Source organism: Polycladidibacter hongkongensis (assembly GCF_001561995.1).
Taxonomy (GTDB): domain Bacteria; phylum Pseudomonadota; class Alphaproteobacteria; order Rhizobiales; family Stappiaceae; genus Pseudovibrio; species Pseudovibrio hongkongensis.
The window spans coordinates 35243-61186 of sequence record NZ_LLWC01000012.1 but is presented as its reverse complement, the minus strand read 5'-3'; the positions used below and the strand labels follow the sequence as shown (position 1 = coordinate 61186).

Sequence of the window (25944 nt, the reverse complement as noted above, 5' to 3'; positions counted from 1 at the left end):
CCCTGGTCCGAAGCTACGGTCTGCGCCAAGAGTTCATCACACCATATTGTCCGCAGCAGAACGGCATGATGGAACGATTGATCCGGTCGCTGAAGGAGCAATGCGTTCATCGCCAGCGCTTCGAAAGCCTAATCCATGCCAGCCGAACAATTGCTAATTGGGTTACGTTTTATAATGGCTTGAGGCCTCATCAGGCGCTTGCAATGAAGACACCTAACGAGGCATACAAATTAGCGGCATAACTTGAGCAGAAATTGCTGGGTCAATACACATTCTTAGTGCATTTGATCGACATATCCGACTTGAGGGCGGCGTGTTTCACGAGATGACAAGCGGGAGAGGCTAGAATGCTTGGCGGAGCCTTGTCTTGGAGCGCACTGGCGCTTTTCTATTTCATCTTGTTGCTGCCAATCGCCGTTCTTTGGCAGATGGGGCTGCAGTCACTTATCCGATCCCTGCTGATGAGTGTTGCTCGTATGAGTCTACAACTTTTGCTGGTAGGGGTCTATTTGCAGGTGGTGTTCAAGCTAGATCATCCGGCCCTCAATCTGCTTTGGCTGCTTGTTATGATTGGCATGGCGGCTTTGACGGTTGGCCAGCGGGCGAAGTTGCCATTGCGTAAGATGTACCTACCTCTCAGTTTTGGTCTGCTGGGCGGGGCGGTTCCTGTACTTGCCATGTTCTTGCTGGTGCTGGTGCAGCCAACCCCTTGGTATCATGCGCAGTATCTGATACCGATCACCGGAATGCTGCTTGGCAATGCACTGAGTGGCTTGGTTGTCGCGATGCAACGGCTGGCGGGTGCCCATGAGGGCGAGCGAGAAGATATACGCGCTTTGCTGGTGATGGGTGCGAGCCCTTATGAAGCGTCTTTGCCGCTGCTGCGCAGAGCGCTGATGGCCTCTTATGGGCCTCAATTGGCAGGCATGGCGACACTCGGGCTGGTCTCGCTGCCGGGAATGATGACAGGGCAGATTCTTGGCGGGGCGGACCCGCTGACGGCGGTACAATTTCAGATTGCCATTATGCTTGGCATATCGGCCTGCCAAAGCTTGGCCACGCTTGCGGCGTTGTTGACTGCCAGTCACCGCCTTGTTGGCCCGTCTGGTTTATTCCGCCCGGTAGGGTGATCCCGCCCGGGTGTTGAAATTACGGCACTAGCTTTCCGATTTGGTTTGTCGCGCGTGTTGAATGGCAGCAGCGAGTGTCTGCGTTTCTTGAGCCCCAGAGATGGCGAAGCGATCATCAATGATGAAGAAGGGGACACCGTTTACACCCATGGTGTGCGCTTCGTCGTTTTGGCGGGCGATGGTATCGATATCCTCTTCGCTATCCAGGCGGGCTTTGGTGAGTTCGCGGTTCATGCCGCAGGCTTCGGCAGCATCAAGTAATTCGCTTTGCTGGGTGAAATCGGCACCCTCTTCGAAAAACCGCGAGAACAGGTGTGCCACCAGCTGCTGTTGTTGCGCGCCCGGGGTGGCCCAATGCATGAGGCGGTGGCAATCGCGGGTGTTGGGCGCGATTTCTGCCCGATCAAACGCAAAGTTAATCCCCGTTTCCTCGCCCATAACCATGAGAGTCTGCTGCATGCGGCGGACAGGTTCCATGGAACCGAATTTGTTTACAAAGTACTCTTCGCGGGAAATTCCCTCAGGGGGCAGCGTGGCATCCAATTGAAATGGCCGCCAGAGAACCTCGACGTGTTCATCCGGAAGCGCCTGAATAGCAGCTTCCAGACGCCTTTGCCCAACAAAGCAAAACGGGCACACCACATCAGAAATCACTGTAATGCGAATAGGATTTGAAGCGCTCATCGAGATTTTACCCTCTTGTATTCTTATTTATTTACGAGGTAGCGCAATTTCGCATTAAATACTAGCAATTCCTGTGGTTTTGATAAGGGTGTTAATCCGTTGCGTAAGTTGCTGTTTGCCCAATGGAGAGCGCAGCACGGCAACCGGACCTAGTTTCTCGACATTTGCGACAAAATCCTCGTCGCGGCAGACGGCCATTGCCAATGAAAGGATGGCACCTTCCACCTGATTCATATCGGGTAGGAATGCCGGTAGATTGACCCCGGAGAAGCGGCGTAAGAGATCCATCAAGTGCAATTCATTGACGCTTTCCCCGCGCCGGGTGGTGGAAACCTCAAGCCCTTCGAGATATTTATTATAGGTCACCAAAGGGATGGTCCGGCCTTCGTCGGCGCGCGAGAGCCAAGCGCTGGTCCTTTCTAGCACAGCATCGGAAACTTGAGCCCTTTGACGCGCACGGAAGGCCGTGCGCAAGTGGCCTTTTAGAGCTTTAATCCCCAAATTTGCTGGCAGTACGCGGGGAACCCCTGCTTCATAAAGGTCTGCATAGCTGGCTTTGTAATTGGTAAACGCAAATACCGGCGGTTTGCGACGGCGATAAATCTGGCCAACTTGCGTGAGGTGCGGTGCGCAGTCCTCCAGATCAGCATCCACAAAGAAGGCATCGAATGCGGCGCGCTGACCATTAGTCAACGCGAAGACACCATCAAGCGTTTGTAGCCAAATCGGCGTGCGACCAAGTTGATGGCACGCTGTTTCCAACCGGTCCTTGTCTGTTTCTATGGCCGAGCCAATAATGCCGACAAACCGGGAGCGGGGTTGATGAGAGCGGCCCCCCTGTGAAATTTGTGATCCAAATAGTGAGCGGCGCACCTTTGCCTCTTCAGAGCGAACAGAAGTACGGCTTAAGCGGATAATTTCATTCATCAAAGTCGCCGCGGGCAATGTATCGGAAAAAACCGCGTGCGCTTTCAAGGTAACAGGTACGATTGCATTGTTGGCGGCAATCACGATGATTGGCACCTCAACACCCGTCTTGTGGCGCAATTCCTGCAGAACCTGATAGGCTTCAAGTGTTTGCGGCGGATTGACAGTGTTCCAAACGAGAATGACCGCCGGCGGTAGCGGCGCGCCACCAGAGACGACAGCGCGCAATGCATCTGCTGTTGGTGTGAAGCAAAAGTTCTCCGATGCCCCCATGCGACACCACCACTGTTGAATATGGGTATTGCCGGGGGCGATAATTGGCACCTTCAGTGGCGCTTGCTCGAACTGCTTTTGTACATCGTAGCGTTTCACAACTGTACATCCTTATTGCTTAGGCCACTTTTTGCGACTTAAGAGCAGATGCCTTTTCTGCCAGCTGCTGGCGCGCTACCGCGCCGTTGGGGGTGCGCGGGATCGACGGCACAGGCAGTATCTGATGCGGATAATGGGCGACCGAGACCCGGCATGCATCAAGATATGCGTAAAAGGCATCCACCTTAACAAAGTGGCCAGATTGCGGAACGACGGCAACCAGCAGCCGCTGTCCAACGATCTCATCATCTACCAAAAAAGCTGCTGCTTCCTTTATCTCAGGGAAAGCCCCGTAGACTTCATCTAGTGAGTCGAGCTGAGCAATTCCTGGGGCAGTGGCTTCTGGTCGCCCAAATCCGCATATTTTATGGTCACTTTCAATCAGTGGAATTTTAGTGTTGATGAAACCGTTTTCAGAGAAATTAATGGAAAACTTATGGGTGGGATAGGCCACATCCGGGCTCATCGCGCCGCCGAGTGAAAGGAAATTTCTCGTCTCATCCTCAGTGGTTTTCACTGTTGAATTCAAAGAGATAAGTGTGGGAGCATGGGGGCTGGCGGATGGGGCTGCGAGGGGACCTTTATCAAAGAGCTGAGGGGTTTTTGACTTGCCACGCAAGCGGCAAACCATGCCGTATTCCTCTGCAACATGGAGATCGTAGAAATCCCCTAAAGGCACGTATTCCACAGGGGGCATGGCAGATGTATTCCATGCAGCGAGTATTTTTGTTTGCCATCCTTGCAGCGCTTCATCCAGATACGGTGCCAAAGATCCTGGCACGGGAAGATAATCGGCCTCGATCCAGCGGGCATGATCTGTAAGGGAATGCAAAGCAAGTGGGTGATGCAGGTGCAGCGTGCCTTCACATAAAAGCCAAGGCACAAGACCTGCGCCCCAGCCGGATAAACCTGTGAGCAGATATGGCAGAAGTATCTTGGCTCCGGCCTCAAGCCTTGTTTCCAAAAACGGCATCAGGCCAGCGGCGACCCAGTGGTTATGGCTGCGCGGCACCGGGGCTGGGCCATCCGGTGTTGTTACCCACGTTAATGATGCGATGTGGTTTGCCGCCTGTCCCGGGCGATGAATGCGTGGCTCTTCGAACTGCTCCGGTGCTTGATTTATTACCTGTGATATTTCCAAGATGCCATCTGGGAGCTGTTTGCCAAGGCCGAAAACAAATTTCAGATTAAAATTATCACTGGCAGCGGCGAGCGCATCCTCTGCGATCACCCGGGTCTCAACCCTATCTGCTGTAATCAAGGCTTTGGCGTCGATGGATACAAGCGCGGGCAAGACTTCGTTGTGACGCCAATGCAACGGAAAGGTCGCAACAACGAGCCCTGCGCGCATGGCAGCTAGGATGGTGAGAACCGTATCTACTGTGTTTGGCGCTTGTAGACCAATGATTTGATCAGGCTCCAAGCCGACGGCGCTGAAAAAGCCTGCAAGGGCGCGGATTTCCTGCTCTGCTTCGGCATAGGTTAGCGCGCGCGGTGCGCCGCTGGTCCAGCTTTCACGGTCTGGCGCGTCAACAAGGGCTATCCTTTGCGGGTTTTGTTGGGCAGCGCGGCGAAAAAGCGCGTCCAAGGTGACATTTCCCCAGACGCCAGTTTTGCTATAGTCGGCAATAGTTTGCTCATCCGACAGGATCATTCCAAGGCCACTCCAGGGCTACTGATTATTTGTTAAATTGTTGTTTGCCCACCAGATGTCAAATTCGACACCATAAAGCGGTGTTGTTTCAGGGCGTTGTAAATGTGTCCAACGGGCATACCATTGCGCTGGGGCGTGATACAGCGGAATTGCATAGGCGCCTGAAATAAGAACTCGATCAAAAGCGCGGACGATTTGTACAAACTCTTCGCGATCTCTCGCACCTACCATAGCGTCAATGAGCGCATCAATCGCCGGTTCCTTTGCGCCAACAATATTGCGCGACCCGGGCGTATCGGCTGCGTTGCTAGACCATCTTGCATATTGCTCACCACCGGGGGAGAGCGAGGCGAACCAAGTGTTGAATACTGCATCGAACTGAAAATTGACGCGTCGTTCTTCAAACTGGGCGGCATCAACCCGGCGTAAACGCAGAACTATGCCAACAAGCTTGAGGGTGCGTTTTAGGCTTAGCCCTACTTTTTCCTCGTCATTATCACGGACCAATAGTTCGAAGGACAGTTGCTCCCCGGTTTCGTTGCTTTTCAAACTGCCGTTTTCCAGCTGATAGCCAGCCATCTGCAGTTTTTGCAGGGCCGCCCGCAGAATCTTGCGATCACGCCCCGAGCCATTCGCTTCTGTCGGTCGCCATGTGCCTTGCATTACCTCAGGCTCAACCAAATCTGGATATTTGGCGAAAAACGTCTTCTCCCACTCACCAGCTGGGTGGCCAAGCGCGGATAACTCCGAGTTCTGCCAGTAGCTGCCAGTACGCTGGTAGAGATCACTAAACAGAGTGCGATTTATCGCTTTAAAATCGAACAGCATGGCCAACGCTTGGCGCACGCGTTTGTCTTTAAACACATCTTTACGGGTATTGAAGGCGATGCCGAGGAAGTTTGCCGGAGTTTGCCGCGCAAAGACGTCTTTCACCACCTCTCCCGATTTACCAGCGGGGAAATCTAGCGCTTTTTGCCAAAGGCTGGGATTGGAGTAGACCAGCACATCCACATCCCCTTTACGGAATGCTTCTTGCAAGGCGTTATAGTCGCGATAATAGTCGACAGTAATGTGTTTAAAGTTATCAAAGCCGGTTTTTTGAGGCAGGTCTTTTGCCCAGTAATTCGGGTCGCGCTCATAGACGGTGCGGCGGCCCGGCTCGATCACTTTGAACGTGTAGGGGCCGGAGCCAATGGGCGGTGTAAGTGTGGTTGCCTCAAAGCCCTGCGGGTTTGTTGTCCGGCTGTTAAAAATTGGTGCGAGCGAGATCAACAGCGGCAATTCCCGATCATCACCGTTTTCGAACACCAGTTTCAAGCTGCGCTCGCCTGTTACTTTAAACTCTTTGATTTTCGCATACCAGCCGCGGTAGGGCGGGCGGCCATGATCACGAATTGTTTGTAGCGAAAAGATAATATCTGCAACGGTCACCGGGTCACCGTTGGAAAACCGCGCTTTGGGGTTTAGCCGAAACTCTATCCACGAACGGTCCTCAGGCAGGCGTACGGCCTCGGCCAAGTGTGCGTATAGGCTGAAGGGTTCGTTGTAGGAACGCGCCAACAGGCTCTCCAAAACATTCGAGCCCATCTCCCGTTCCCGCATGCCGCGAGCCGATGTCCAAGCGCCTTTTAGTGCATAGGAGTTCAAGCTGTTGAACGTTCCTTGCACGCCAAAGGTGATGTTGCCGTCTTTGTTGGCCTTCGGATTGACATAGGGAAAATGCTTGATATTTGCGGGCAAGGCGGGTTCCCCGTGCATAGCAATGGCGTGGCGCCACGGCACGTCCTCATCTGGGGCGGCATTGGTGGCGATGCCCAAAGGGCCAAGCAGAAGCAAGAGGCTGGCACCTACAACACTGTGCCTTGTCAATATCTTCATCTGCTTCATTTCGCCCTCACTTAAAGTTTGCCGGTCTGGGTTGCAAGGATTGTTTTACCTTGCATACGCCCTGTTCTTATGCCGTTTTTACCAATGCGACATTAGCTGGGATTCGTTTCCCGGCAAGCGCCAGTATACGCAGCTTTGGAAAAGCTGGTCACTTTGCGCCATCTACAGGTGGAAATTTGATGGGGAGATGTTTATTAAGGACGTTGGAACGGGTGCCGGTTCGTGTTCAAAGCGGTTACCCAACAGTTTGTGAAGGATTGACGGGAACAGCCTGTCCACTCACGTTGGCGTGCATTCATTTGGCCATGGCGACGGCGTTGGGTACACCAGAGAATTGGGATGGCAATTATGTTTAGGAAATTAGTTGGCGGTGCTTTCGTTGCCGCACTCGGCTTTGCCAGCATGGCTGTATCTGCCAATGCACAAGCAAGCGCTGATGATGCATGGACGAAAATCTGTAATACCGATCCAAAGTCGAAGAAAGAGCACTGCCTTATCACTCAGGAATTGCGGGCTGCCACTGGTCAGGTGCTGGTGCAGGCTGCTGTGCGTGAGATTACCGGAGAAGATCGCAAGCTGCTGCATATTGCTGTGCCGCCAGGGATGTTGCTGCAGCAGGGCCTGCTTATCCAAGTTGACGGAAATAAGCCAGCAAAAGCGCCTTATACCATCTGCTTCCCAAATGCCTGTATTGCCGAAATGGTTATCAGCAATGATTTCATCACTGGCTTAAAACGAGGCGGTAAGCTGATTGTTACAACCTTGAACCAACAGGGTAAGGCCCGTCCTTTTGAGATGACTTTGAAAGGCTTCACTAAAGTTTACGACGGTGCTGCGATCAAACCAGAAGAGCTGCAAGCCAAACAGGAACGTTTGCAGGCTGAGCTGCAAGCACGGGCGGAAGCTGCAAGGCAAAAGCTGATTGAGCAGCAACGCAAGGCTTCTCAGGGTCAGTAGAGCGCTCTAGTGCGACAAAAATAACAAGGCCACCCGGTAAGGGTGGCCTTTATTTTTGTCTGGTTCCCATCAATCTGGAGCGCGCGGCTTGTTTATTGCAGGTAGATGTCCCGTGCGACCAAAGCGCCGTCTTCATCTTCGAAGAACACGTCGTCAAGCTGTGGGTGGGTTATGGGCTCGCCGCTGCTGTCCTCGACAAGATTTTGCTCAGATACGTAGGCGACGTATTCTTCCTCATCATTTTCTGCCAGCAGATGGTAAAAGGGTTGGTCCTTGTGGGGACGCACATCCTCTGGGATCGACTGCCACCATTCCTCGGTGTTGTCGTAAACAGGATCGACGTCAAAAATTACGCCGCGAAACCCGAAGGTGCGGTGGCGCACGACCTTGCCAATCCCGAATTTTGCCGTTCTAATGCTTTGCATTGCTGCGCTATCAAGCTTTCTTTAAAGAAACGTCTGTTGCGCCTGTTAAAGTCACGTCTTGGCACAATTGTCAAGTTCTTGCCAATGGTGTCGTGTTACCAGCCACCCTGCGTTACGGCTTCGCAGAGCCATCGCGCGCAGCAATTTGATCTGCCAATTCCACGATCACCTTTGCTTGCTTCCATGTGGCGTCGTCTTGCATCTTGCCGTCAATCATTGCTGCACCGGCGCCATCTGGCAGAGCCATAATGATCTTTCGCGCAAATGCAATTTCCTCTTTTGAAGGGCTAAACACTTGCCGGGCAATTGGAATTTGCGAGGGATGCAGTGTCCAAGTGCCCGAACAACCAAGCAAAAATGCATTCATAAATTGCGCGTGGCACGCATCGGTATCTGCGAAATCGCCAAAGGGGCCATAAAAGGCCTTGATACCGTTGGCACGGCAAGCATCTACCAGTTTAGCCAATGTATAGTGCCATAGATCCTGTTGGTAGTGATTGCGTATGCCATTGTCACCACCTTGATCTGCAAGGATACGATAGTCGGGATGGCCACCGCCAACCCTGGTGGTTTTCATTCCGCGCGAGGCGGCCAGATCGGCAGGACCTAGGCTTAGGCCCTGCATACGAGGGGAGGCGCGGGCAATAGCCCCCAAATTCTCCACGCCTTCGGCGGTTTCAATGATGCCATGTATCAGGATTGGACTTTGCACCTTGTGCTGCGCCTCTAATTGGGCAAGCAATTGATCGAGATAGTGTATATCCCAAGGCCCAGTCACCTTTGGAAGCATCAAAACGCTGACAAGGTTTCCCGCCTCTGCTACGATTTGGCAAATGTCTTGCAGGGCCCATGGGCTTTCCAGTGCATTGATCCTTGCCCAGAGAGCGCACTTACCCCAAGTATTTTCCTTGGCGATTTTGATAAGGCCAGCACGGGCAGCCTCTTTGTCTTCTATGGCGATGGCGTCCTCAAGATTGCCGAGGATGACATCAACTTCCTGCTGTAATTGCGGAATTTTGCTTTGGATTTTTTCAAGATGCGGCGGAATGAAGTGAATCATCCGCTCCACATTGACCGGCGGCTCCATTTGTGGGCGGGGAGCACCAATGGCAAGGGGGGCAAAAAAGGCATGCGGCAGTTTTTGGCTCATTCGCTCTCTCCAAACAGATGCCGTATGTGGCAGACCCTAAAGACACTGTGTGAGCCAAGCGTTTGCTCCTCACCTTGTGCCCAGAATAGCAGAGATGCTGCACTGCAAAAACCTAACAAAAAGGTGAGGAAAGAACCAACTAGACGGCTTTGCTACCGCCATTTTTTGAGGATCCACATCCATTGCGCCGGATCCTTGCGAATCCACGCCTCGAAGCAATTGTGGATGCGCTGCGTTGTTGCGGTTGCGTCGGCGCGCTTGTCATTGGTGCGAACCTGCTGCAATTCCTGCGCATAGACATCAAAATTCGAGCCCTTGGTGCGCTTTGCATAGACAGCAATCAAGGGCAAATCAAAAACGCGGGCCATTAGCGCTGGAATATGTGTTGCGGTGGCCGCTTTGCCAAAGAACTCGATATCAACACCGCGGCGATCGCGCACATCTGCTACAAACGCGACAGAACCGCCGCTTTTCAACAAGGACATCAGCTTTGGCCCAGTGTTGTGCGCTTTGCGAAACAGGCCATGGGCATAGAATGGACGCCGTAGTGCGGCCAGATAGCGTTCCGAATAGGGGTTGGAGAGCGGTTGATAAACTCCGGCTATGCCGCTACCGACTGCGCGGGCGCACAGGCCAGCGGTTTCCCAATTTCCCGCGTGCAAGGTGACGTAGACCGCTGCTTTGCCACTTTTCTGCACCCTGTCAAAAACGTCGCGATCTATCACGTTGATGCGGTGTGGATCTGCCCCCAGCTTATCTAGCAGGACAGTTTCAGCGGCGACATGGCCGAGATTGTTCCACATGCGCCGGGCGATCGCGTCGTTTTCTGCAGGGGTATGGTGGGGAAAGGCGGCGGCCAAATGAGCAAGGGCGCGAGGGTGGCGCTTGGTGCGCGGGGCGACTTTTTCCCAGCAATAGCCCATAAGACCGGTGGCCCAATCCAAGGGCAAAATGTGCATCACGGCAATTGCAAAGCGCAATCCGGCAAATTCGACAAGATGCGAGATTTTCTTGGAGCTTTTAGCGCGCATAGTCCCGTTTAATACCAATGACTTGAAACCGCGACGGGCAAGAGGTCTTCCGCTTGCGCACCGCAAAGTTGAGTGGCTTGCCTAAACGGTTTGTCCCCGAATTGCAAACAGACGTTTACCCTCTTGCCACATTGTCGCTAATCTCCCGTTAAATGCTAAGGACTTCCACGCAAGGTTTATGGCAGAATCCTAATGGATTGTGCGAGCCAAACGGTATTTAAGGATATACGCATGCTTGAGGTGCTAAACTTAGCTCTCCCTTTTTTCCTCATTATCTTTTTGGGCTATGGTTCTGGCCGGTTGGGGCCGCATCCGCAAGATGGCTTGGCTTGGATGAGCTTCTTTGTCGTTTATCTGGCGTTGCCTGCGCTGTTTTTTCAGCTGCTTTCGGCCACGCCGATTGAGGAACTTACCAATTTCACCTTCATTGCAGCCACAACCCTTTCCACGTTTACCGTGTTTGTGCTGGCCTTCTTTGTGGGCGTGCTGGCCTCGCAAGGGCGCATGGACGAGGCGACGATCCAAGGATTGGTAGGCTCTTATTCCAATATCGGATTCATGGGGCCGGGAGTGACCTTGGCGGTGCTGGGCGAGGCGGCGGCGGTACCGACTGCGCTGATTCTCTGCTTTGATACGATCCTGTTGTTTATTCTGGTGCCGTTGATGATGTCGATTTCCGGCACGCGTGACCAAAGCCCTTTAAAAGTGGCGGGGCAAATCGCGCTGGATATTATCACCCACCCTTTCATCATTGCAGTTGGGGCAGGGATCATGGCAGCTGTGCTTGGCTTCAAGCCACCACAAGCAATCAACCAATTGCTGGAGTTTTTACGGGCCGCAGCGGCGCCTTGTGCGCTGTTTGCCATGGGGATCACGATTGCACTACAACCGGGGAGACGCGGTACTGTGGAGCTGCCGTTTCTCCTCGTCCTCAAACTGGTGGTACATCCACTGCTCGTCTACAACGTGCTGCACTGGATCGGTGTCACCAACACGCAGTGGATTGCGACTGCGGTGCTGATGGCGGCGCTGCCGCCTGCGGCCAATGTTTTCATTCTGGCGCAGCACTATGACACCTACAAGGACCGCGCATCCACCGCGGTATTAGTGGGCACTTTGCTTTCTGTGGTGTCTCTGCCGGTGTTTATCTATTTGATCGAGCAGGGTCGCCTTTAACGGCGCTTACTCATGGTGGGCGGGGTGCGCCACGAAGGGGCGATGCCCTCGCGCATCAGTATTTTACGCAGGAAGGGCAAGCGCGAGAGGGCCATCAGGCCAATGGAGCGCAGCAATTGCACCGGAATGGCGCTGGAAAGCAGCGAACGGTTGAGCAGATCAACGGCGACTGTGCGCGAGGTCATGTCAAACCAGCGCATCTTATGATAGACCTGCATGATCTCCCGGCTGCCGAGATCCTGCTGCTCCTGCCTTGCAGATTGCGCCAGTTCCATGGCTGCTCCGATATCACGCAGAGACAGATTGAGCCCTTGCGCGCCAATGGGGGGGAAGCCATGCGCCGCTTCGCCGATCAGCAGAGCACGGCTTGAGGCCAGTTTCTGGGCGCTATGGCCCGACATGGGGAAACTCTGCAATTTGGAGATAACGGTGAATTTTCCCAGCACGGACTGACAGGTGCGCTCCAGCTCCAGTGCCAACTCCTCGGTTGGCAGTGCGGTGAGCTGTTTGGCGCGCTCCGGCGTTTCCACATAAACGAGCGAAGAGGCGTCGCCCTCCATTGGGACAAGGGTGAAGGGCCCGGTCTTACGGTGAAATTCGGTGGAGGTGCTTGCGTGGCTGCCTGTGTGGGCCAGATTAAGCACTAGAGCGGTTTGCGGGTAGGACCAACTGCGGGTGCTGATGCCCACGGCCTCGCGCACCTGTGAACGGCGGCCATCAGCGGCGATCACCAGCGGACAGCTGAGCGCTGTCAGCCCAGATGCGGTTTTTATGCGCAGGTGCGCCGCAGCATCGTCGCTTTGCATGGTGTGCAGCAGCCCTTCAATACGCGTTATTTTGCTGCTTTTATTTATCAGGCCATCCAGCAGCTCATTCAGGCGACTGTTCAAGATATTGTAGCCAAAGGCGGGCAGGCCGACTTCTGCTGCGCCAAAGGTGATTTCCGGCGCGCGAAACAGGCGATCTGAGCCATCGATCAGGCGCATATTCACAAGCGGGATCGCTTCTGCTTCCAGTTCTGGCCAGACATCGATGTTTTCTAGCAGTTGAATGGAGGCTTGCATCAGTGCGGTGGAGCGCTCGTCAGCCAGATTGGCTGGTGGGCCGATGAGTGCCACTTCAAAACCTTGGCTGGCGAAAGCAAGGGCGGCGATCATGCCTGCCGGTCCGGCGCCGACCACAGCGATTTGGTAGTGCTGCTGTGTGTTTGGGGCAGTGGCGCTGTTTGGCGTGGTCATCGGGCGGCGTCCTTATAAAACTGTCAGGCCTTTGCTTCCCTCGCGCGATTGTAAAACGCGCAGGCACGCAAATTGGCTTTTGCACGCGTAGGAGCATTGGCTTATATAGAGCATTTAGGGGGAGCTATCCCACAGGACGCAACAGTTGGATATAAAAATGCTTGAGGCTTCCACCAGCTTTTTGCTTAGCGAGCGGGCCCGAACGGCTTCGGCCTACGTGTTTTTGCTCGTCTGTGCTGCGCTTGGCTGGGTCTATCTTGGGTTTATGGTCGCTGACATGGTGCAGATCATGGATATGGGCGCCATGGGGCCGGGGATGCAGATTTTCAACCAGTTTAACGTGTTTGCCGGGCTGCCGGAGGAGGTGCGCCTTCAGCTGGCCGCGCTGTGTTTGCCGCAAGCAGCCTCAGGGTTTGGTATGCCCGCTCTGTTGGAGCCATCACTGCGGGATTTTGCCTTGATCTTGCTGATGTGGTTGATGATGGTGTTGGCGATGATGCTGCCAACGGCCTTGCCCATGTTGCGTGCATTTGAGAGTGCGCGTGATGCGGGGGGCATGTTGCAGGTTGCAGGTGGCTATCTCAGCGCATGGGCGGCGTTTTGTCTGTTAGCGAGTGGCGGGCAGTATCTCTTACAGATTGCGGGGGCACTCAGCCCGATGATGGCGCCGACACTAGGTGTATTTGCGGCAAGCACGGTTGTCTTTGCAGGGATCTATCAGTTTACGCCGCTTAAACAGGCATGTCTTTATCGTTGCCGGGTGCCTGTTGTGGCTAAGGCGGCCAAGGCAGGGACATCACAGCGCTCTGCCTTCGCGTTTGGCGTCGAGCAGGGAATATACTGCCTTGGGTGTTGCTGGGCGTTGATGGCGTTGATGTTTGCCGTTGGTGTGATGAACATTCTCTGGATTGCGCTACTTGGCGGTGTGATGGCTCTTGAAAAAACCGTGGGTTCACGCCGCTTAAGCTACATCATCGGTGTGGTTTTGCTTGCATGGGGCGGGGCATATCTTTACTTCACTTCTGGTGATGTGCAGATTCTTTCGCATCTCTTTTCGCGAATAGTCGCTGGATGATTTTCTAGCCACAGCTAAAGGACAAATGCCGTGACCGCCAACGCAAACAATGGCAAATCTGATCGGAGCCTGTTTTTGATCCACCTGCTGACCGCAGTTGGGGCACCGCTGGCTTTGTTGGCTTTGATTGCCGGAGCGAATGGCGATCTGGCTCAGATGTTCTTTTGGCTGTTAGTCTCTTTGTTCGTTGACGGGATCGACGGCCCACTGGCGCGCCATTACGATCTTGCCAAGCGTTTGCCGCGTTGGAGCGGGGTTATTCTCGATCTGGTGATTGACTACGCCACCTATGTTTTCTTGCCTGCCTTTGCACTTTATCAAAGCGGGGTACTCCCAGAGTGGATGGCTTTGGCTGGTGGCTGCCTGATTGTATTTACGGGTGCGATCTACTTTGCTGATGGCGACATGAAAACCAAAACCGGTGGGTTCAGTGGCTTTCCCGGAGTTTGGAATATGGTGATTGCGGTGATCATCGGTTTGCAGGTGCCTGTTGCGGTGAGTGTTGTGCTGATTGTCGGTTGCTCAATTCTCACCTTCGTTCCTCTGGAGTTTGTGCATCCGGTGCGGACCAAAATGTGGCGGCCACTAACACTTGTTGTGCTGGCAATCTGGACCACAGGTTTGTGGATTTCCTTTGCCAATGACTTTATCATTAGCGGCGCGGTTTACGGGGTTATCACAGCGACGTCGCTTTATTTGCTGTGCGTGGGCGGCGTACAACAACTGGTGATATGGCGGCACGAAAACGGATAGTTGCTGAAAATTTCCGCAGATCTTGGCGAAAATTGCATCGAAATACCTACAAAAACCGCTAGGTGCCGTCGGCACACTGCGTTACTCTGCTGTTCCATATAGATTTGTCGGGAGGAACGGATGAGCCAAGCGATCTTTGTCAACCAAACAGGCGGTGCGCAGGTGTTGCACCTGCAAGACTGTGAGGTTGGGGCGCCGGGCCGCGGTGAAGTCCTGCTAAAGCACACCGCGATTGGTGTGAACTACATTGATACCTATTTTCGCTCTGGCCTTTATCCCTCACCAAACGGATTGCCTTTTACGCCGGGAAATGAAGCGGCCGGTGTTGTGCTGGCAGTCGGCGAGGGAGTTGAGGATGTCGCAGTTGGGCAACGTGTGGCCTATGCAGGCCCGCTTGGCGCCTATTCAAGTGAGCGGCTGATCGAAGCACGCCATCTCGTTGCTATTCCCGATCGTGTTAGTGATGAGCAGGCAGCGGCAGTGATGCTGAAAGGAATGACCGCGCAATATTTGCTGCGCCAGACCTACAAAGTACAGCAGGACGACTGGGTGTTGTTTCATGCTGCTGCTGGCGGTGTTGGGCTGTTGCTTGGCCAGTGGGCGGCAAGCCTTGGGGCGAATGTTATCGGAACGGTCAGTAATCCGGCAAAGGCGGAACTGGCGCGTCAACATGGCTATGCGCATATCATCAATTATAGTGAGGAAGACTTTGTCGCCCGCACCGCTGAGATCACCGGTGGAGCGAAGTGCCACGTTGTTTATGACGGGGTTGGCGCAGCTACGTTTCCCGGTTCGCTTGATTGTTTGCGCCCGCGAGGGATGTTTGTTTCCTTTGGCCAGTCCTCAGGGCCCTTGCCTTCATTTGATTTGGGGCTGTTAGCGCAGAAAGGCTCGTTATTTGCCACGCGGCCGTCCTTGTTTGCCTATACGGCAACGCGGGAGGCATTGCTGGCTTGTGCGGGCGAAATGCTGGAGAAAGTGGCTGATAGCACCTTGCAAATATGCATAAACCAGCGTTTCAAGCTGGCGGAGGCCTCGCAGGCGCATGTGGCACTTGAAGGACGACAGACAACCGGCGCCACGTTGCTATTGCCCTGAGATAAAGCAGTTGCGTACAAACTCGCGCAGTATGCATTGTTTCCGCGCGGGGCTTAGAGTTTTGCCCAAATATGTCATGGTGCAAGCCCGCCCTGTCGCTTTACTATTTTGATTTTAATGCCGTGTGCCCGGCTATTCTAGCTATGTTTTTGGGCATAATTGGGCTTTTTTCGCACCTTTGGTGCACCTAAATCCTAGGAGATGCCATGGGCAAGATCTCGACGCATATTCTTTTAGCTGCCGCTGGACAGCCTGCGGCAGGTGTTGCGGTGCAGCTCTGGCACTTGTCTGAGGGCGGAAGTTGGGTGCAAGTCAGCGAGGCGTTAAGCAATGCAGACGGGCGTTGTGATGCACCGCTGCGCAGTGGGACACCGATGCCCTGCGGTATTTATGAGTTGCGCTTTGCAATAGGGACTTTTTTTAGCGCGCGCGGCCAAGAGAGCTTTTATCAAGATGTGCCCGTTCGTTTCTCAGTGACAGATGGTTCCGCGAATTATCATGTTCCGTTGCTGATCTCGCCCTTCAGCTACACCACCTATAGGGGGAGCTGATATGCGTGAGGTACTAAAATATGTTCGGGCGGGACGTATAATCGAACTGCGGGGACGGGATGCAGATGACACCCTTTTAGATTACATCCGTGAGGATTTACAGCTTAAGGGCACCAAGGAAGGGTGTGCCGAGGGGGATTGCGGCGCTTGCACTGTGGTGATTGGCGAACTGCAGGAAGAAGGGGTTCGCTACCGCGCGGTGAACGCTTGCATCATGTTGCTTGGGCAGCTGGACGGGCGCGAATTGATATTGGTGGAAGACTTGGCCGAGGCAGGAGAGTTACACCCTGTTCAGCAGCAAATTGTTGACCACCATGGCTCACAATGCGGTTTTTGTACACCCGGTTTTGTCATGTCTTGCTTTGCACTTTATCAGCAGCGTTTGTTGGCGATGGAGATGGCACATCAGGACGGGGGGAGGCGCTTTGAAAAATTGGAGCGCCGTCATGTCTTGGATAGTTTTGCGGGCAATCTTTGTCGCTGCACCGGTTACACGCCGCTTGTTGAGGCAGCGCTTGCGGCCTGTCACAAGCCTGTGGCTGACAAGTTTTTTGCGCGGCGTCATAAGACAGAAGTGCTGCTGCGGCACTTAAACACTGAACCGGCGATGGCTCTGTCTACACCCAACGGATTTTTTGCGGCCCCTACGGATCTGGAGGACTTGCTGGCACTTTATGACAGAGCGCCGGGCACGCGGCTGCTGGCAGGTGGCACCGATCTTGCACTAGAAATTACCAAGCAATGTGAGGAATTGCCGAGCCTGATTGATGTAACACGTGTGGAAAGCCTGAAGCGCGTCGAATGGAAAAGCGATGCGGTTCATATCGGCGCTGCTGTTACCTATTCTCAGGCCAGCGAGACTCTTTGCGAGATGTATCCAAATCTGGGGCAGGTTCTGGGGCGTATCGGCTCTGTTCAAGTGCGCAACTCAGGTACGATTGGTGGCAATATTGCCAATGGTTCACCCATAGGCGATATGCCGCCACTGCTTATCGCCCTTGGGGCGCGTGTGGAACTTGCCAAGAAAAAATCGGAACGCCGCTGGCTGGAGCTGGAGGATTTTTTCATTGAATATGGCAAGCAGGCGCTTGAGACGGGGGAAATCGTCGCGCGCATCGCGCTGCCCTACCGCCAGCCGGATCAGCGCTTTAGCTGTTACAAGCTGACGAAACGGTTTGATCAGGACATATCAGCAGTATTGGGCGCCTTCTGTCTGCGGGTGACTGGCAATCGCATTACCTCGGCACGCATTGCCTTTGGCGGTATGGCAGGAACACCAAAGCGCGCCAGACGATGTGAGGCGGCGCTGCGGGGCAGCAGCATTGCCGGCATCGATAACGGGCACCCTGCGTATTACGCGCTTGAGCAGGATTTTCAACCGTTAAGCGACATGCGGGCCTCGCGAGAGTACCGGTTGGCAGCTGCCAAGCAAATGCTGCTGCGTGCGCTGGCGGAGCTACCGGGCAAGGGAGCGGGGCTGGAGCGGCTGCACCGTTTTGATGCCGGGGAGGTGTCCCATGTCTTCTAGTGGTATTTACGGGCAAGGTGGCAAGAACACACCAGCAAAAGTGATTGGCAAAGCGCTGGCGCATGACAGCGCCCACGCACATGTAACTGGTGCTGCACGCTACGTGGACGATATTCCCGAACCAACCGGTATCTTACATGTGGTTCCGGGGTTGTGCCGCGGCGCTGCGGTTGGCGAGATCTTGCAGCTGGATTTGACCAGCGTGAAAAATGCTGCCGGGGTTGTTTGCGTCTTAACCGCTGCAGACATTCCCGGGGAGAATGATTGCTCTCCCGGCTTTGGCGGTGATCCGGTGATGGCGCAGCAGGCCATATCATTTCATGGGCAAGTGGTGTTTGCGGTGGTAGCTACCTCGCGCAAAGCGGCTAGGCGGGCGGCGAAACTGGCCTTTCTGGAAGTTGAAAAACATAAGCCGGTGGTTCATTTGCGTGAAGCGATCGAGAGCAGCGACAGTGTGTTGCCCGACTATGCTTTCGGGCGTGGTGACATTGCCAGCGGTATGGCGCGCAGTGTCCAACAGGTCGAACTTGAGCTGGATGTGGGGGGGCAGGATCACTTTTACCTTGAGGGGCAAGTAGCAATGGCGCTGCCGCAGGATGGTGGTGCGCTAGAGGTTTACAGCTCTACCCAGCATCCAAGTGAAGTGCAGCACACAGTCGCCAAGGTGCTCGATCTGCCCGAGAGTTTTGTGAATGTAAATGTCCGGCGTCTGGGCGGGGGCTTTGGCGGCAAAGAATCCCAGGCCAATCAATGGGCGACGTTGGCTGCGCTGGCGGCGCATAAAACGGGCAGGCCCTGCAAATGCCGTCTGGATCGCGATGATGATATGATCGCAACGGGCAAGCGGCATGACTTTCTTATCAAGGCGCAAGCAGGCGTTGATGAGCAGGGGCGGATTGAGGCGGTCACCTATGATCTTGCTTCGCGCTGCGGACATTCCGCTGATCTCTCGCTTGGCATTAATGATCGGGCCATGTTTCATCTGGACAACGCCTATTATTATCCCGAGGTACATATCAAGTCGCGGCGCCTGAAGACCGACAGTGTGTCGAACACGGCGTTTCGAGGTTTTGGCGGGCCGCAAGGGATGCTTGCCGCAGAGCGCCTGATGGATGCGGTTGCCAGCGCGCGGGGGCGCGATCCGCTGGATATACGTTACGCCAACCTCTATGGCCAAAGGGGTACAACCACCCCCTATGGCATGGCCTATGAGGAGGCGGACACCTTACAGGCGCTACTGAGCCAGCTGGAGGCGCGTAGCCGCTACCGCGAGCGGCGGGTTGCAGTGACAGCGTTTAACGAGAAAGGCGGCCATTTGCGGCGGGGCCTTGCGCTGACGCCGGTTAAATTCGGAATTTCATTCACCTTGACCGAGCTTAATCAGGCCGGGGCTTTGGTGCACCTTTATCGTGACGGGTCGGTGCATCTGAACCATGGCGGCACGGAAATGGGGCAGGGGCTATACCAAAAAATCGCTCAGGTCGCCTCGCAGGGCATGGGCGTTTGCCTGGATAAGATCCATTTGGCGGCCACCTCCACCGGAAAAGTGCCCAATACCTCGGCAACTGCGGCCTCTTCCGGCACTGATCTAAACGCCATGGCGGTGCTGGATGCAATCGGGCAGATTCAAGCACGACTGAAAGCCTTTCTCGCCTCGCAAAGCGGCGCGGCGGTGCAAGATATCAGTTTTTCCGAGGATCAAGTACTGGTTAAAGGCAAGGCAGTGATGCAATTGGCCCAACTGGCCAAGCAGGCACATCAAGCGCGGATTTCACTTTCAGCACAAGGGTTTTTCCGCACACCCAGACTGGACTGGGACCGCGAAAGCGCGAGTGGACGGCCATTTTACTACTTTGCTCATGGCGCAGCTTGCGCGCAGGTACTCGTTGATACGCTCAGCGGGGAAATGCGGCTGGAAGCGGTTCATATCCTGCAAGATGTGGGGCATTCCCTCAACCCTGCCATTGATCGGGGCCAGATTGAAGGCGGGTTTGTGCAGGGGCTGGGCTGGCTTACCAGTGAGGAGCTGGTGTTTGATGATGCGGGGCGCTTGCGTACGCATGCCCCCTCTACCTACAAGATCCCATGTGCCAGAGACGTTCCAGCGGCGATGGAGGTGGAGTTGTTCAACTCCGCTGGAAATCCCGAGGATGTGGTCAATCGATCCAAGGCAGTTGGCGAGCCGCCGGTTATGCTGGCAAACGCGGTGTTCTGTGCCATCGGGGATGCTTTGCATTCGTTGGCACCGGGTCACTTTCCGCAGCTAAGAGCTCCAGCGACGCCAGAGGAAATTTGGCGCTGCGCACAGGCACAAAAAGAGCTTGGCGGGGCCAAGGTATTGCCCTTTGCCCATGCGCAGAACGGGTCCTAGCAATGGCAGCGCGGCTTTGGCAAACCTGCGAGGAAGCCGTTCGCACCACCGGCGCGGCGGTGCTTGTTCGACTTGCAAAAGTTGAAGGGTCCAGCCCCCGAGAAAACGGCGCGTTCATGGTGATGGGCGCTGATGGGCGCATTGAAGGTTCTGTTGGCGGGGGGCAGCTGGAATATGCGCTTTTGCAACTTTCCCGTGACATCTTGAGTTCACCTCAAGAAAAACTGGTCGCCCTGCGAGAGGAGGGGGCAAGTAAGAGCGGTGGTTCTCAAGCTTGCGTACAGGCTCTGCAGGAAATGCAGGGTCCGGCCTATGTGACGCGCTCATTTACCCTCGGGCCGGATACTGGACAATGCTGCGGTGGGCGAATTATTGCGCTACTGCAATATTTTTCAGCGAAAGAATATTCTGAACTTGTAAAACTTTGCGTATTTGAGGCGCGGGGCAAGTTCAGTGCAAGTGCAGTGCTTCACGGTGGGCGTATTGGCCCTCGAGAGTGCCGTCCACAACTTCTTTGCGACAATATTGAGCTTAAGAGCACATCTCTTGTGGAGAGTTTTAATAGTGTCGATACGCCCGTTTTTATTTGGGGGGCGGGGCATATCGGCCGTTTTTTAAGCGTTTTACTGGCTGAAGTGGGCTTTGATGTCACGCTGGTTGATAATCGGCCCGATATTTTTAACGGGTTGCACTCTTCCAATCCAAAGAACTTTCATCTAAAGGAACCGGCAAGAGCGGTAGGGTACCTCCCAAGTGGCGGAATTGCGCTGGTTATGAGCCATGATCACGCAATCGATCTGGAGGTGGTGCATGCGCTATTATGCAGATCAGATCTTTTCTTTGTTGGGCTTATTGGCAGCAAAACCAAACGCGCGCGCTTCCTGAGACGGTTGCGCGCTTTAGGTGTTCTGCCAGCGCAACTGGAAAAACTGGTGTGCCCTATAGGTATTGCGGGGTTAAACTCGAAGCAACCAAAGCAAATTGCCGTTTCGGTGTGCGCGCAATTGCTGCAGTTGTCGGCATCGCAAAACTGCCTAAAAACAGGGCGCACGCTGCAGAAAATTTGATCTTGCCGGGCAACTGCCCAGACAGGAATACTTGATAAATCTGCAAGCACGACTTGCAAGCGACACATGCGGGCAGCAACAACAGGAGCAGCGGCAAGGTGGCATCCGGGACGGAATTAATCCGAGCAAAAGGTATCAGCAAACGCTTTGGCGAAACGCTGGCCAACGATAATGTGGATTTATGCTTGAACAAAGGCGAGATCCACGCGCTGCTTGGCGAGAATGGCGCTGGCAAATCCACCTTGGTCAAAATTCTTTATGGTGCACTGGAGCCCGGCGGCGGCAGCCTGCATTGGAAAGGGAACCTTGTGAAGGTGGCCAATCCGGCGGCGGCGCGCAAGCTTGGTATCGGCATGGTGTTCCAGCACTTCTCGCTGTTTGAGGCGCTCAGCGTGGCAGAGAACATCGCGTTGGCCCTGCCGAAAAGTGTGCCGCTAAAACAGCTTTGCGCGGATATTATCGAGGTTTCAGGCAAATACGGCTTGCCACTCGATCCCACCGCCATTGTGGCGGATCTACCCGTTGGTATTCGGCAGCGGATCGAGATCGTGCGCTGTTTGCTGCAAGAGCCTGATCTGCTCATCATGGACGAACCGACCTCCGTGCTAACGCCTCTGGAGGCGGAGGATCTGTTCAAAACCTTGACGCGCCTTGCGGATGAGGGCTGCGCGATCCTGTACATTTCTCACCGTCTGGAAGAGGTGCAGCGCATTTGCCACCGGGCTACCATTATGCGGCATGGCAAGGTGGTTGGCGCTTGTGATCCGGCTAAGGAGACGGCGGCCAGCCTGGCGCAGTTGATGGTGGGCGGAGATGTGCATGCGGTTGATGCGGGTGCGCAGGCGATGCCGGGTAAAGCGCTGTTACAGCTCACTGATTTGAACCATGCGGGCGAAGGTGCCTTTGCTGTGGCGCTGGAGAGCATCAACTTGTCGCTGCATGCCGGCGAGGTGCTGGCCATTGCCGGTATTGCGGGCAATGGGCAAGGTGAGTTGTTTGATGTGATTTCCGGTGAGGTGAAGACCAAGGCGGCCTACGACATCAATTTACTCGGGGTGCCGGTGGGACGGCGTTCGATCAATGATCGGCGCAGGCTTGGGGCGGCCTTTGTCCCTGAAGAGCGGCTTGGGCATGGGGCGGCGCCAGACCTGCCGCTTTCTGAAAATGTTATTCTTACCCGTCATGCCAGCGACAAGGATCTGGTGCGCGCCGGTTTGCTGTCGCGCGGTGCAGCGCTGCGCAGTGAACGGCGCCTTGCAGCGCAATATGATGTGCGCATGGCCCATGAGAACCCCGAGGCGCGGGCGCTTTCGGGCGGGAACTTGCAAAAATTCATCGTTGGCCGCGAGCTGGACCGCTCACCACGGGTTCTGGTTATCAATCAACCCACGTGGGGCGTGGATGCTGGCGCGGCGGCGCTTATCCGACAGGCGCTGATCGATCTGGCGCGCTCGGGGGCGGCGGTTCTCGTGATTTCGCAGGATCTGGACGAGATCTACGAGGTGGCAGACAAGATTGCTGTGATTTCGCGCGGGCAATTGTCAGAGCCAGCCCCAAAAGACAGCATGAACCGCGAGCAAATTGGCCTGTTGATGGCCGGCCTGGGTGAAGCAAAGCAGGCCAAAGCGGGTAAAGGACACTAACATGCGCTTGGAACTGGAAAAACGGGCCGAGACCTCAAAAAGGATGAGCGTGCTTTCGCCGCTGATCGCCATTGCCCTGACGGGGATCTCCGTCACCTTGATGTTTATCGCCTTGGGCGTTGCGCCTCTGGCGGGCCTCCATGCATTTTTTGTCGAGCCGCTCACCAGTGTGTGGTCATGGGAAGAGCTGCTGGTTAAGGCCGGGCCGTTGGTGTTGATCGCGGTTGGCTTATCTGTTTGTTTTCTTTCCAATACATGGAATATCGGGGCTGAGGGCCAATTCACCATGGGGGCGATTTTCGGATCGGTTATCCCGGTGCTGTATTTTGATTTCACCTCTGCGTGGGCGCTGCCGCTGATGATCCTGATGGGCGCTCTTGGGGGCATGGTTTGGGCGGCCATACCGGCGTTGCTGCGCACCAAGTTCAATACCAACGAAATTCTGGTGTCACTGATGCTGGTTTATGTGGCGCAGTATCTGCTTGATTTTCTTGTGCGCGGGCCATGGCGGGATCCTGACGGGTTCAACTTCCCCGAAAGCCGCTTGTTTGATGCCGCGCATGTGCTGCCCAAGTTTGGCGATGGCCGCTTACACCTTGGTATTGCGCTTGCAGTGGTGGCGGTGCTGCTGATCTGGTTCCTGCTTGCCAAGAGTCTGAAGGGCTTCGAGATCAAAGTCATCGGCCAAGCGCCGCGGGCGGGGCGCTTCGCCGGTTTCTCGCAGAATAGAACCATCTGGTTCGGTTTCCTGCTTTCCGGTGCGTTTGCCGGTATCGCCGGGCTTTCGGAGGTTTCAGGCGCGATTGAGCAACTTACCCCTGTTATTTCTCCGGGTTATGGCTTTACCGCGATTATCGTGGCGTTCCTTGGCCGCCTGAACCCGATTGGGATTGTTTTTGCCGGCTTGTTGCTGGGGCTTTCCTATCTGGGAGGTGAGGCGGCGCAGGTCTCTGTGGGCATCAGCAATAAGATGACCAACGTGTTCCAAGGGATGCTGCTGTTCTATGTGCTGGCCTGCGACATTCTTATTCTCTATCGCTTGCGCCTTGTGCGCAGCGCCCCCGCGAAGGAGGCAAGCTGATGAGCGCGCTTGAACCGATGTTGCTCACCATTATCACCGCCTCTACGCCGCTGTTGCTGGCAGCAATAGGCGAGCTGGTATGCGAGCGCTCTGGTGTCCTGAACCTTGGGGTTGAGGGTATGATGATTGTTGGCGCGGTCGCGGCCTTTGGCACCGCGTATACCACCGGTTCACCGCTGCTGGGTATTGTTGCCGGTATGCTTGCAGCTGTTGCGCTCTCCCTACTCTTTGGCTTCTTAACCTTGCGGCTGATGTGTAATCAGGTGGCAACCGGCTTGGCGCTGACGATTTTGGGCCTTGGTCTTTCTGGAATGATTGGCGAGAGTTTTGTTGGCGAACCGGGCGTTAAGCTCAGTCAGATTTCCATTCCGATGCTCTCAGATTTGCCATTGGTGGGCAAGGTGTTGTTTGGGCAAGATGTGCTTGTCTATGCGTCCTTCGCCATCGTGGGGCTGACCTCCTATGTGTTGTTCCGCAGCCGCTGGGGGTTGATTTTGCGTGCGGTGGGCGACAACCACACTTCTGCGCACGCGCTTGGATACTCTGTTTTAAGGGTGCGGTATCTGGCGGTGATGTTTGGCGGCGCTTGTTCAGGCCTTGCCGGGGCGTATCTGTCGCTCGCCTATACGCCGCAATGGACCGAGGGCATGAGCGCGGGGCGCGGCTGGATTGCGCTAGCGCTGGTGGTATTTGCATCCTGGCGGCCGGGCCGGGTGTTGATTGGGGCCTATCTGTTTGGCGCGGTTTCTATCTTGCAATTTCATGCGCAAGCTTCCGGCGTCACGCTGCCATCGCAGCTGATGAGCTCGCTGCCGTACTTGGTGACAATTGTGGTGCTGGTGATTATTTCGCAAAACCGCCAACTAACGAAAACCAATAGCCCGGCGTGTTTGGGCAAGCCGTTTAGTCCCGATAGGTGACTTACAGGCCGCTCCCATCGGCCTTCAGTCCGCCGGGGGAGTGGTTCACAACACAACAAACGGACTGATAAAATGGGGAACTGCTCGATGCGCAAGATTGTCAAGTTGGCTGCGACCGCGGCTATTGCACTGGGGCTGGGTACTGGTGCTGCACTTTCTGCCGATCCACTCAAGGTGGGCTTTATTTACGTTGGGCCGGTGGGTGATCACGGCTGGTCTTACCAGCACGACCAAGGCCGTAAAGCCATTGAAGCCAAGTTTGGCGATAAGGTAGAAACCACTTATATTGAGAGCGTGCCGGAGGGGGCTGATGCGGAGCGCGCGATTGAGCGTCTGGCGCGTTCTGGCCACGAGCTGATCTTCACTACCTCGTTTGGTTACATGAATGCGACTTTGAAAGTTGCCAAGAAATTTCCAAAGGTGAAATTCGAGCACGCAACCGGCTATAAGCGCGCCAAGAACGTGTCCACCTACGGTTCACGTTTCTATCAGGGCCGCTATGTGCTGGGCCAGATTGCTGCGAAAGTCTCTAAAGTGGGTACCGCCGGTTACATCGGCTCTTTCCCGATCCCTGAAGTGGTGCGCGGCATGAACTCGTTCATGCTTGGGGCGCAGTCGGTCAATCCTGATTTCAAAATCAAAACCATTTGGGTGAACTCCTGGTACAACCCGGGCGCAGAAGCTGATGCGGCCAAGGCGCTGATTGATCAGGGCGTTGATGTGATGCTGCAACACACTGATTCTCCGGCACCGCTGCAAGTGGCACAGGCGCGCGGTATTGTTGGCTTCGGGCAGGCCTCGGATATGATCAAGTTTGCGCCTGAAGCGCAGTTGACTGCGATCGTCGACAAGTGGGACAATTATTACGTTGACCGGGTGCAAGCTGTGATGGATGGCTCTTGGAAATCACAGGATACTTGGGGCGGTATGGATACCGATATGGTGCACATGGCTGCGTTCACCAATCTGGATGACGAGATTGCCGCTGAAGCGCAGAAAACCATTGATGCGATCACCGCAGGGACCTTCAAGCCATTTACCGGCCCGATCACCAAGCAAGATGGTTCTGTCTATCTGAAAGACGGGGAAGTGGCGGAGGATGGCTCGCTGTTGTCCATGAACTTCTTCATCAAAGGTGTTGACGACAAGCTGCCGAATTAACCAGAAAATCCTGTTTGGACAATCATTGAGGGCGGCCAAGTGGTCGCCCTTTTTTATGGTGTGAC

General features: G+C 54.9%; 23 protein-coding genes. 15 read left to right on the top strand and 8 right to left on the bottom strand.

The annotated features are described in order from the left end of the window. The coding region (locus AYK82_RS06035; RefSeq protein WP_156453274.1) for an integrase core domain-containing protein at positions 1-242 on the top strand (242 nt) is incomplete at its 5' end. Between the two features lie 105 nt (positions 243-347). Beyond that, positions 348-1130: an ABC transporter permease gene (locus tag AYK82_RS06030; RefSeq protein ID WP_068312682.1), complete on the top strand. Its 783-nt coding sequence runs from the start codon at positions 348-350 to the stop codon at positions 1128-1130. A 27-nt stretch (positions 1131-1157) separates the two neighbouring features. Here the strand turns inward: AYK82_RS06030 and AYK82_RS06025 are convergent, their stop codons facing one another. From AYK82_RS06025 to AYK82_RS06010, 4 genes are read right to left on the bottom strand one after another with little or no spacing between them, the layout of a single operon-like run. Next, complete coding sequence (locus AYK82_RS06025) at positions 1158-1814, bottom strand: DsbA family oxidoreductase (RefSeq protein WP_068312679.1); 657 nt, start codon at positions 1812-1814, stop codon at positions 1158-1160. 54 nt (positions 1815-1868) lie between these two features. Further along, the gene (locus tag AYK82_RS06020) at positions 1869-3113 is read right to left on the bottom strand and encodes a hypothetical protein (RefSeq protein WP_068312676.1); all 1245 of its coding nucleotides are present in this window, start codon (positions 3111-3113) and stop codon (positions 1869-1871) included. 19 nt (positions 3114-3132) lie between these two features. After that, complete coding sequence (locus AYK82_RS06015; protein ID WP_068312673.1) at positions 3133-4767, bottom strand: AMP-binding protein; 1635 nt, start codon at positions 4765-4767, stop codon at positions 3133-3135. A gap of 18 nt (positions 4768-4785) precedes the next feature. Continuing rightward, complete coding sequence (locus AYK82_RS06010) at positions 4786-6654, bottom strand: extracellular solute-binding protein (RefSeq protein WP_068312671.1); 1869 nt, start codon at positions 6652-6654, stop codon at positions 4786-4788. A gap of 348 nt (positions 6655-7002) precedes the next feature. On the opposite strand from AYK82_RS06010, the gene AYK82_RS06005 reads away from it, so the two are divergent. Further along, complete coding sequence (locus tag AYK82_RS06005) at positions 7003-7611, top strand: invasion associated locus B family protein (RefSeq protein ID WP_208976412.1); 609 nt, start codon at positions 7003-7005, stop codon at positions 7609-7611. Positions 7612-7703: 92 nt separating this feature from the next. On the opposite strand, the gene hspQ is transcribed toward AYK82_RS06005, so the two are convergent. From hspQ to AYK82_RS05990, 3 genes are all read right to left on the bottom strand, one after another. After that, positions 7704-8036, bottom strand: coding sequence for a heat shock protein HspQ (hspQ, locus tag AYK82_RS06000; protein WP_068312665.1), 333 nt, complete (start codon positions 8034-8036; stop codon positions 7704-7706). A gap of 112 nt (positions 8037-8148) precedes the next feature. Then, positions 8149-9186, bottom strand: a complete 1038-nt coding sequence (locus AYK82_RS05995) for an HpcH/HpaI aldolase/citrate lyase family protein (RefSeq protein WP_068312662.1) — start codon at positions 9184-9186, stop codon at positions 8149-8151. A gap of 152 nt (positions 9187-9338) precedes the next feature. Beyond that, on the bottom strand, positions 9339-10217 hold the full coding sequence (locus AYK82_RS05990; protein ID WP_068312658.1) for a lysophospholipid acyltransferase family protein: 879 nt from the start codon (positions 10215-10217) through the stop codon (positions 9339-9341). 231 nt (positions 10218-10448) lie between these two features. On the opposite strand from AYK82_RS05990, the gene AYK82_RS05985 reads away from it, so the two are divergent. Further along, the gene (locus tag AYK82_RS05985; RefSeq protein WP_068312717.1) at positions 10449-11393 is read left to right on the top strand and encodes an AEC family transporter; all 945 of its coding nucleotides are present in this window, start codon (positions 10449-10451) and stop codon (positions 11391-11393) included. Here the strand turns inward: AYK82_RS05985 and AYK82_RS05980 are convergent. Next, complete coding sequence (locus AYK82_RS05980) at positions 11390-12631, bottom strand: UbiH/UbiF family hydroxylase (protein ID WP_068312655.1); 1242 nt, start codon at positions 12629-12631, stop codon at positions 11390-11392. The two genes, AYK82_RS05985 and AYK82_RS05980, sit on opposite strands and share 4 nt — an antisense overlap. A gap of 157 nt (positions 12632-12788) precedes the next feature. Between AYK82_RS05980 and AYK82_RS05975 the strand changes: the two genes are divergently transcribed. From AYK82_RS05975 to AYK82_RS05925, 11 genes are all read left to right on the top strand, one after another. Next, positions 12789-13706 carry a DUF2182 domain-containing protein gene (locus AYK82_RS05975; protein WP_082733783.1) on the top strand — a complete coding sequence of 306 codons (918 nt, stop codon included), beginning with the start codon at positions 12789-12791 and terminating at the stop codon, positions 13704-13706. Positions 13707-13736: 30 nt separating this feature from the next. Next, a complete protein-coding gene (locus tag AYK82_RS05970; protein ID WP_068312652.1) occupies positions 13737-14459 on the top strand; it encodes a CDP-alcohol phosphatidyltransferase family protein in 723 nt (240 codons plus the stop codon). 120 nt (positions 14460-14579) lie between these two features. Beyond that, positions 14580-15557 carry a quinone oxidoreductase family protein gene (locus AYK82_RS05965; RefSeq protein WP_068312649.1) on the top strand — a complete coding sequence of 326 codons (978 nt, stop codon included), beginning with the start codon at positions 14580-14582 and terminating at the stop codon, positions 15555-15557. 206 nt (positions 15558-15763) lie between these two features. Beyond that, entirely contained in the window at positions 15764-16108 is a 345-nt protein-coding gene (gene uraH, locus AYK82_RS05960; protein WP_068312646.1) for a hydroxyisourate hydrolase, read from the top strand. A gap of 1 nt (position 16109) precedes the next feature. Next, positions 16110-17636: a xanthine dehydrogenase small subunit gene (gene xdhA / locus AYK82_RS05955; protein ID WP_068312643.1), complete on the top strand. Its 1527-nt coding sequence runs from the start codon at positions 16110-16112 to the stop codon at positions 17634-17636. Beyond that, entirely contained in the window at positions 17626-20007 is a 2382-nt protein-coding gene (gene xdhB, locus AYK82_RS05950) for a xanthine dehydrogenase molybdopterin binding subunit (protein ID WP_068312640.1), read from the top strand. Before xdhA ends, xdhB begins: the two co-directional genes overlap by 11 nt. Before the next feature lie 2 nt (positions 20008-20009). Then, positions 20010-21074 carry a xanthine dehydrogenase accessory protein XdhC gene (gene xdhC, locus AYK82_RS05945; RefSeq protein WP_068312636.1) on the top strand — a complete coding sequence of 355 codons (1065 nt, stop codon included), beginning with the start codon at positions 20010-20012 and terminating at the stop codon, positions 21072-21074. A 98-nt stretch (positions 21075-21172) separates the two neighbouring features. Further along, positions 21173-22717, top strand: a complete 1545-nt coding sequence (locus tag AYK82_RS05940) for an ABC transporter ATP-binding protein (protein WP_068312711.1) — start codon at positions 21173-21175, stop codon at positions 22715-22717. Position 22718: 1 nt separating this feature from the next. Beyond that, positions 22719-23798, top strand: coding sequence for an ABC transporter permease (locus AYK82_RS05935; RefSeq protein ID WP_068312633.1), 1080 nt, complete (start codon positions 22719-22721; stop codon positions 23796-23798). Then, positions 23798-24718 (top strand): ABC transporter permease, encoded by a 921-nt coding sequence (locus tag AYK82_RS05930; protein ID WP_068312630.1) that lies wholly within the window; start codon positions 23798-23800, stop codon positions 24716-24718. Before AYK82_RS05935 ends, AYK82_RS05930 begins: the two co-directional genes overlap by 1 nt. Before the next feature lie 87 nt (positions 24719-24805). Next, entirely contained in the window at positions 24806-25879 is a 1074-nt protein-coding gene (locus AYK82_RS05925; RefSeq protein WP_068312627.1) for a BMP family ABC transporter substrate-binding protein, read from the top strand. Positions 25880-25944: the final 65 nt, after the last annotated feature.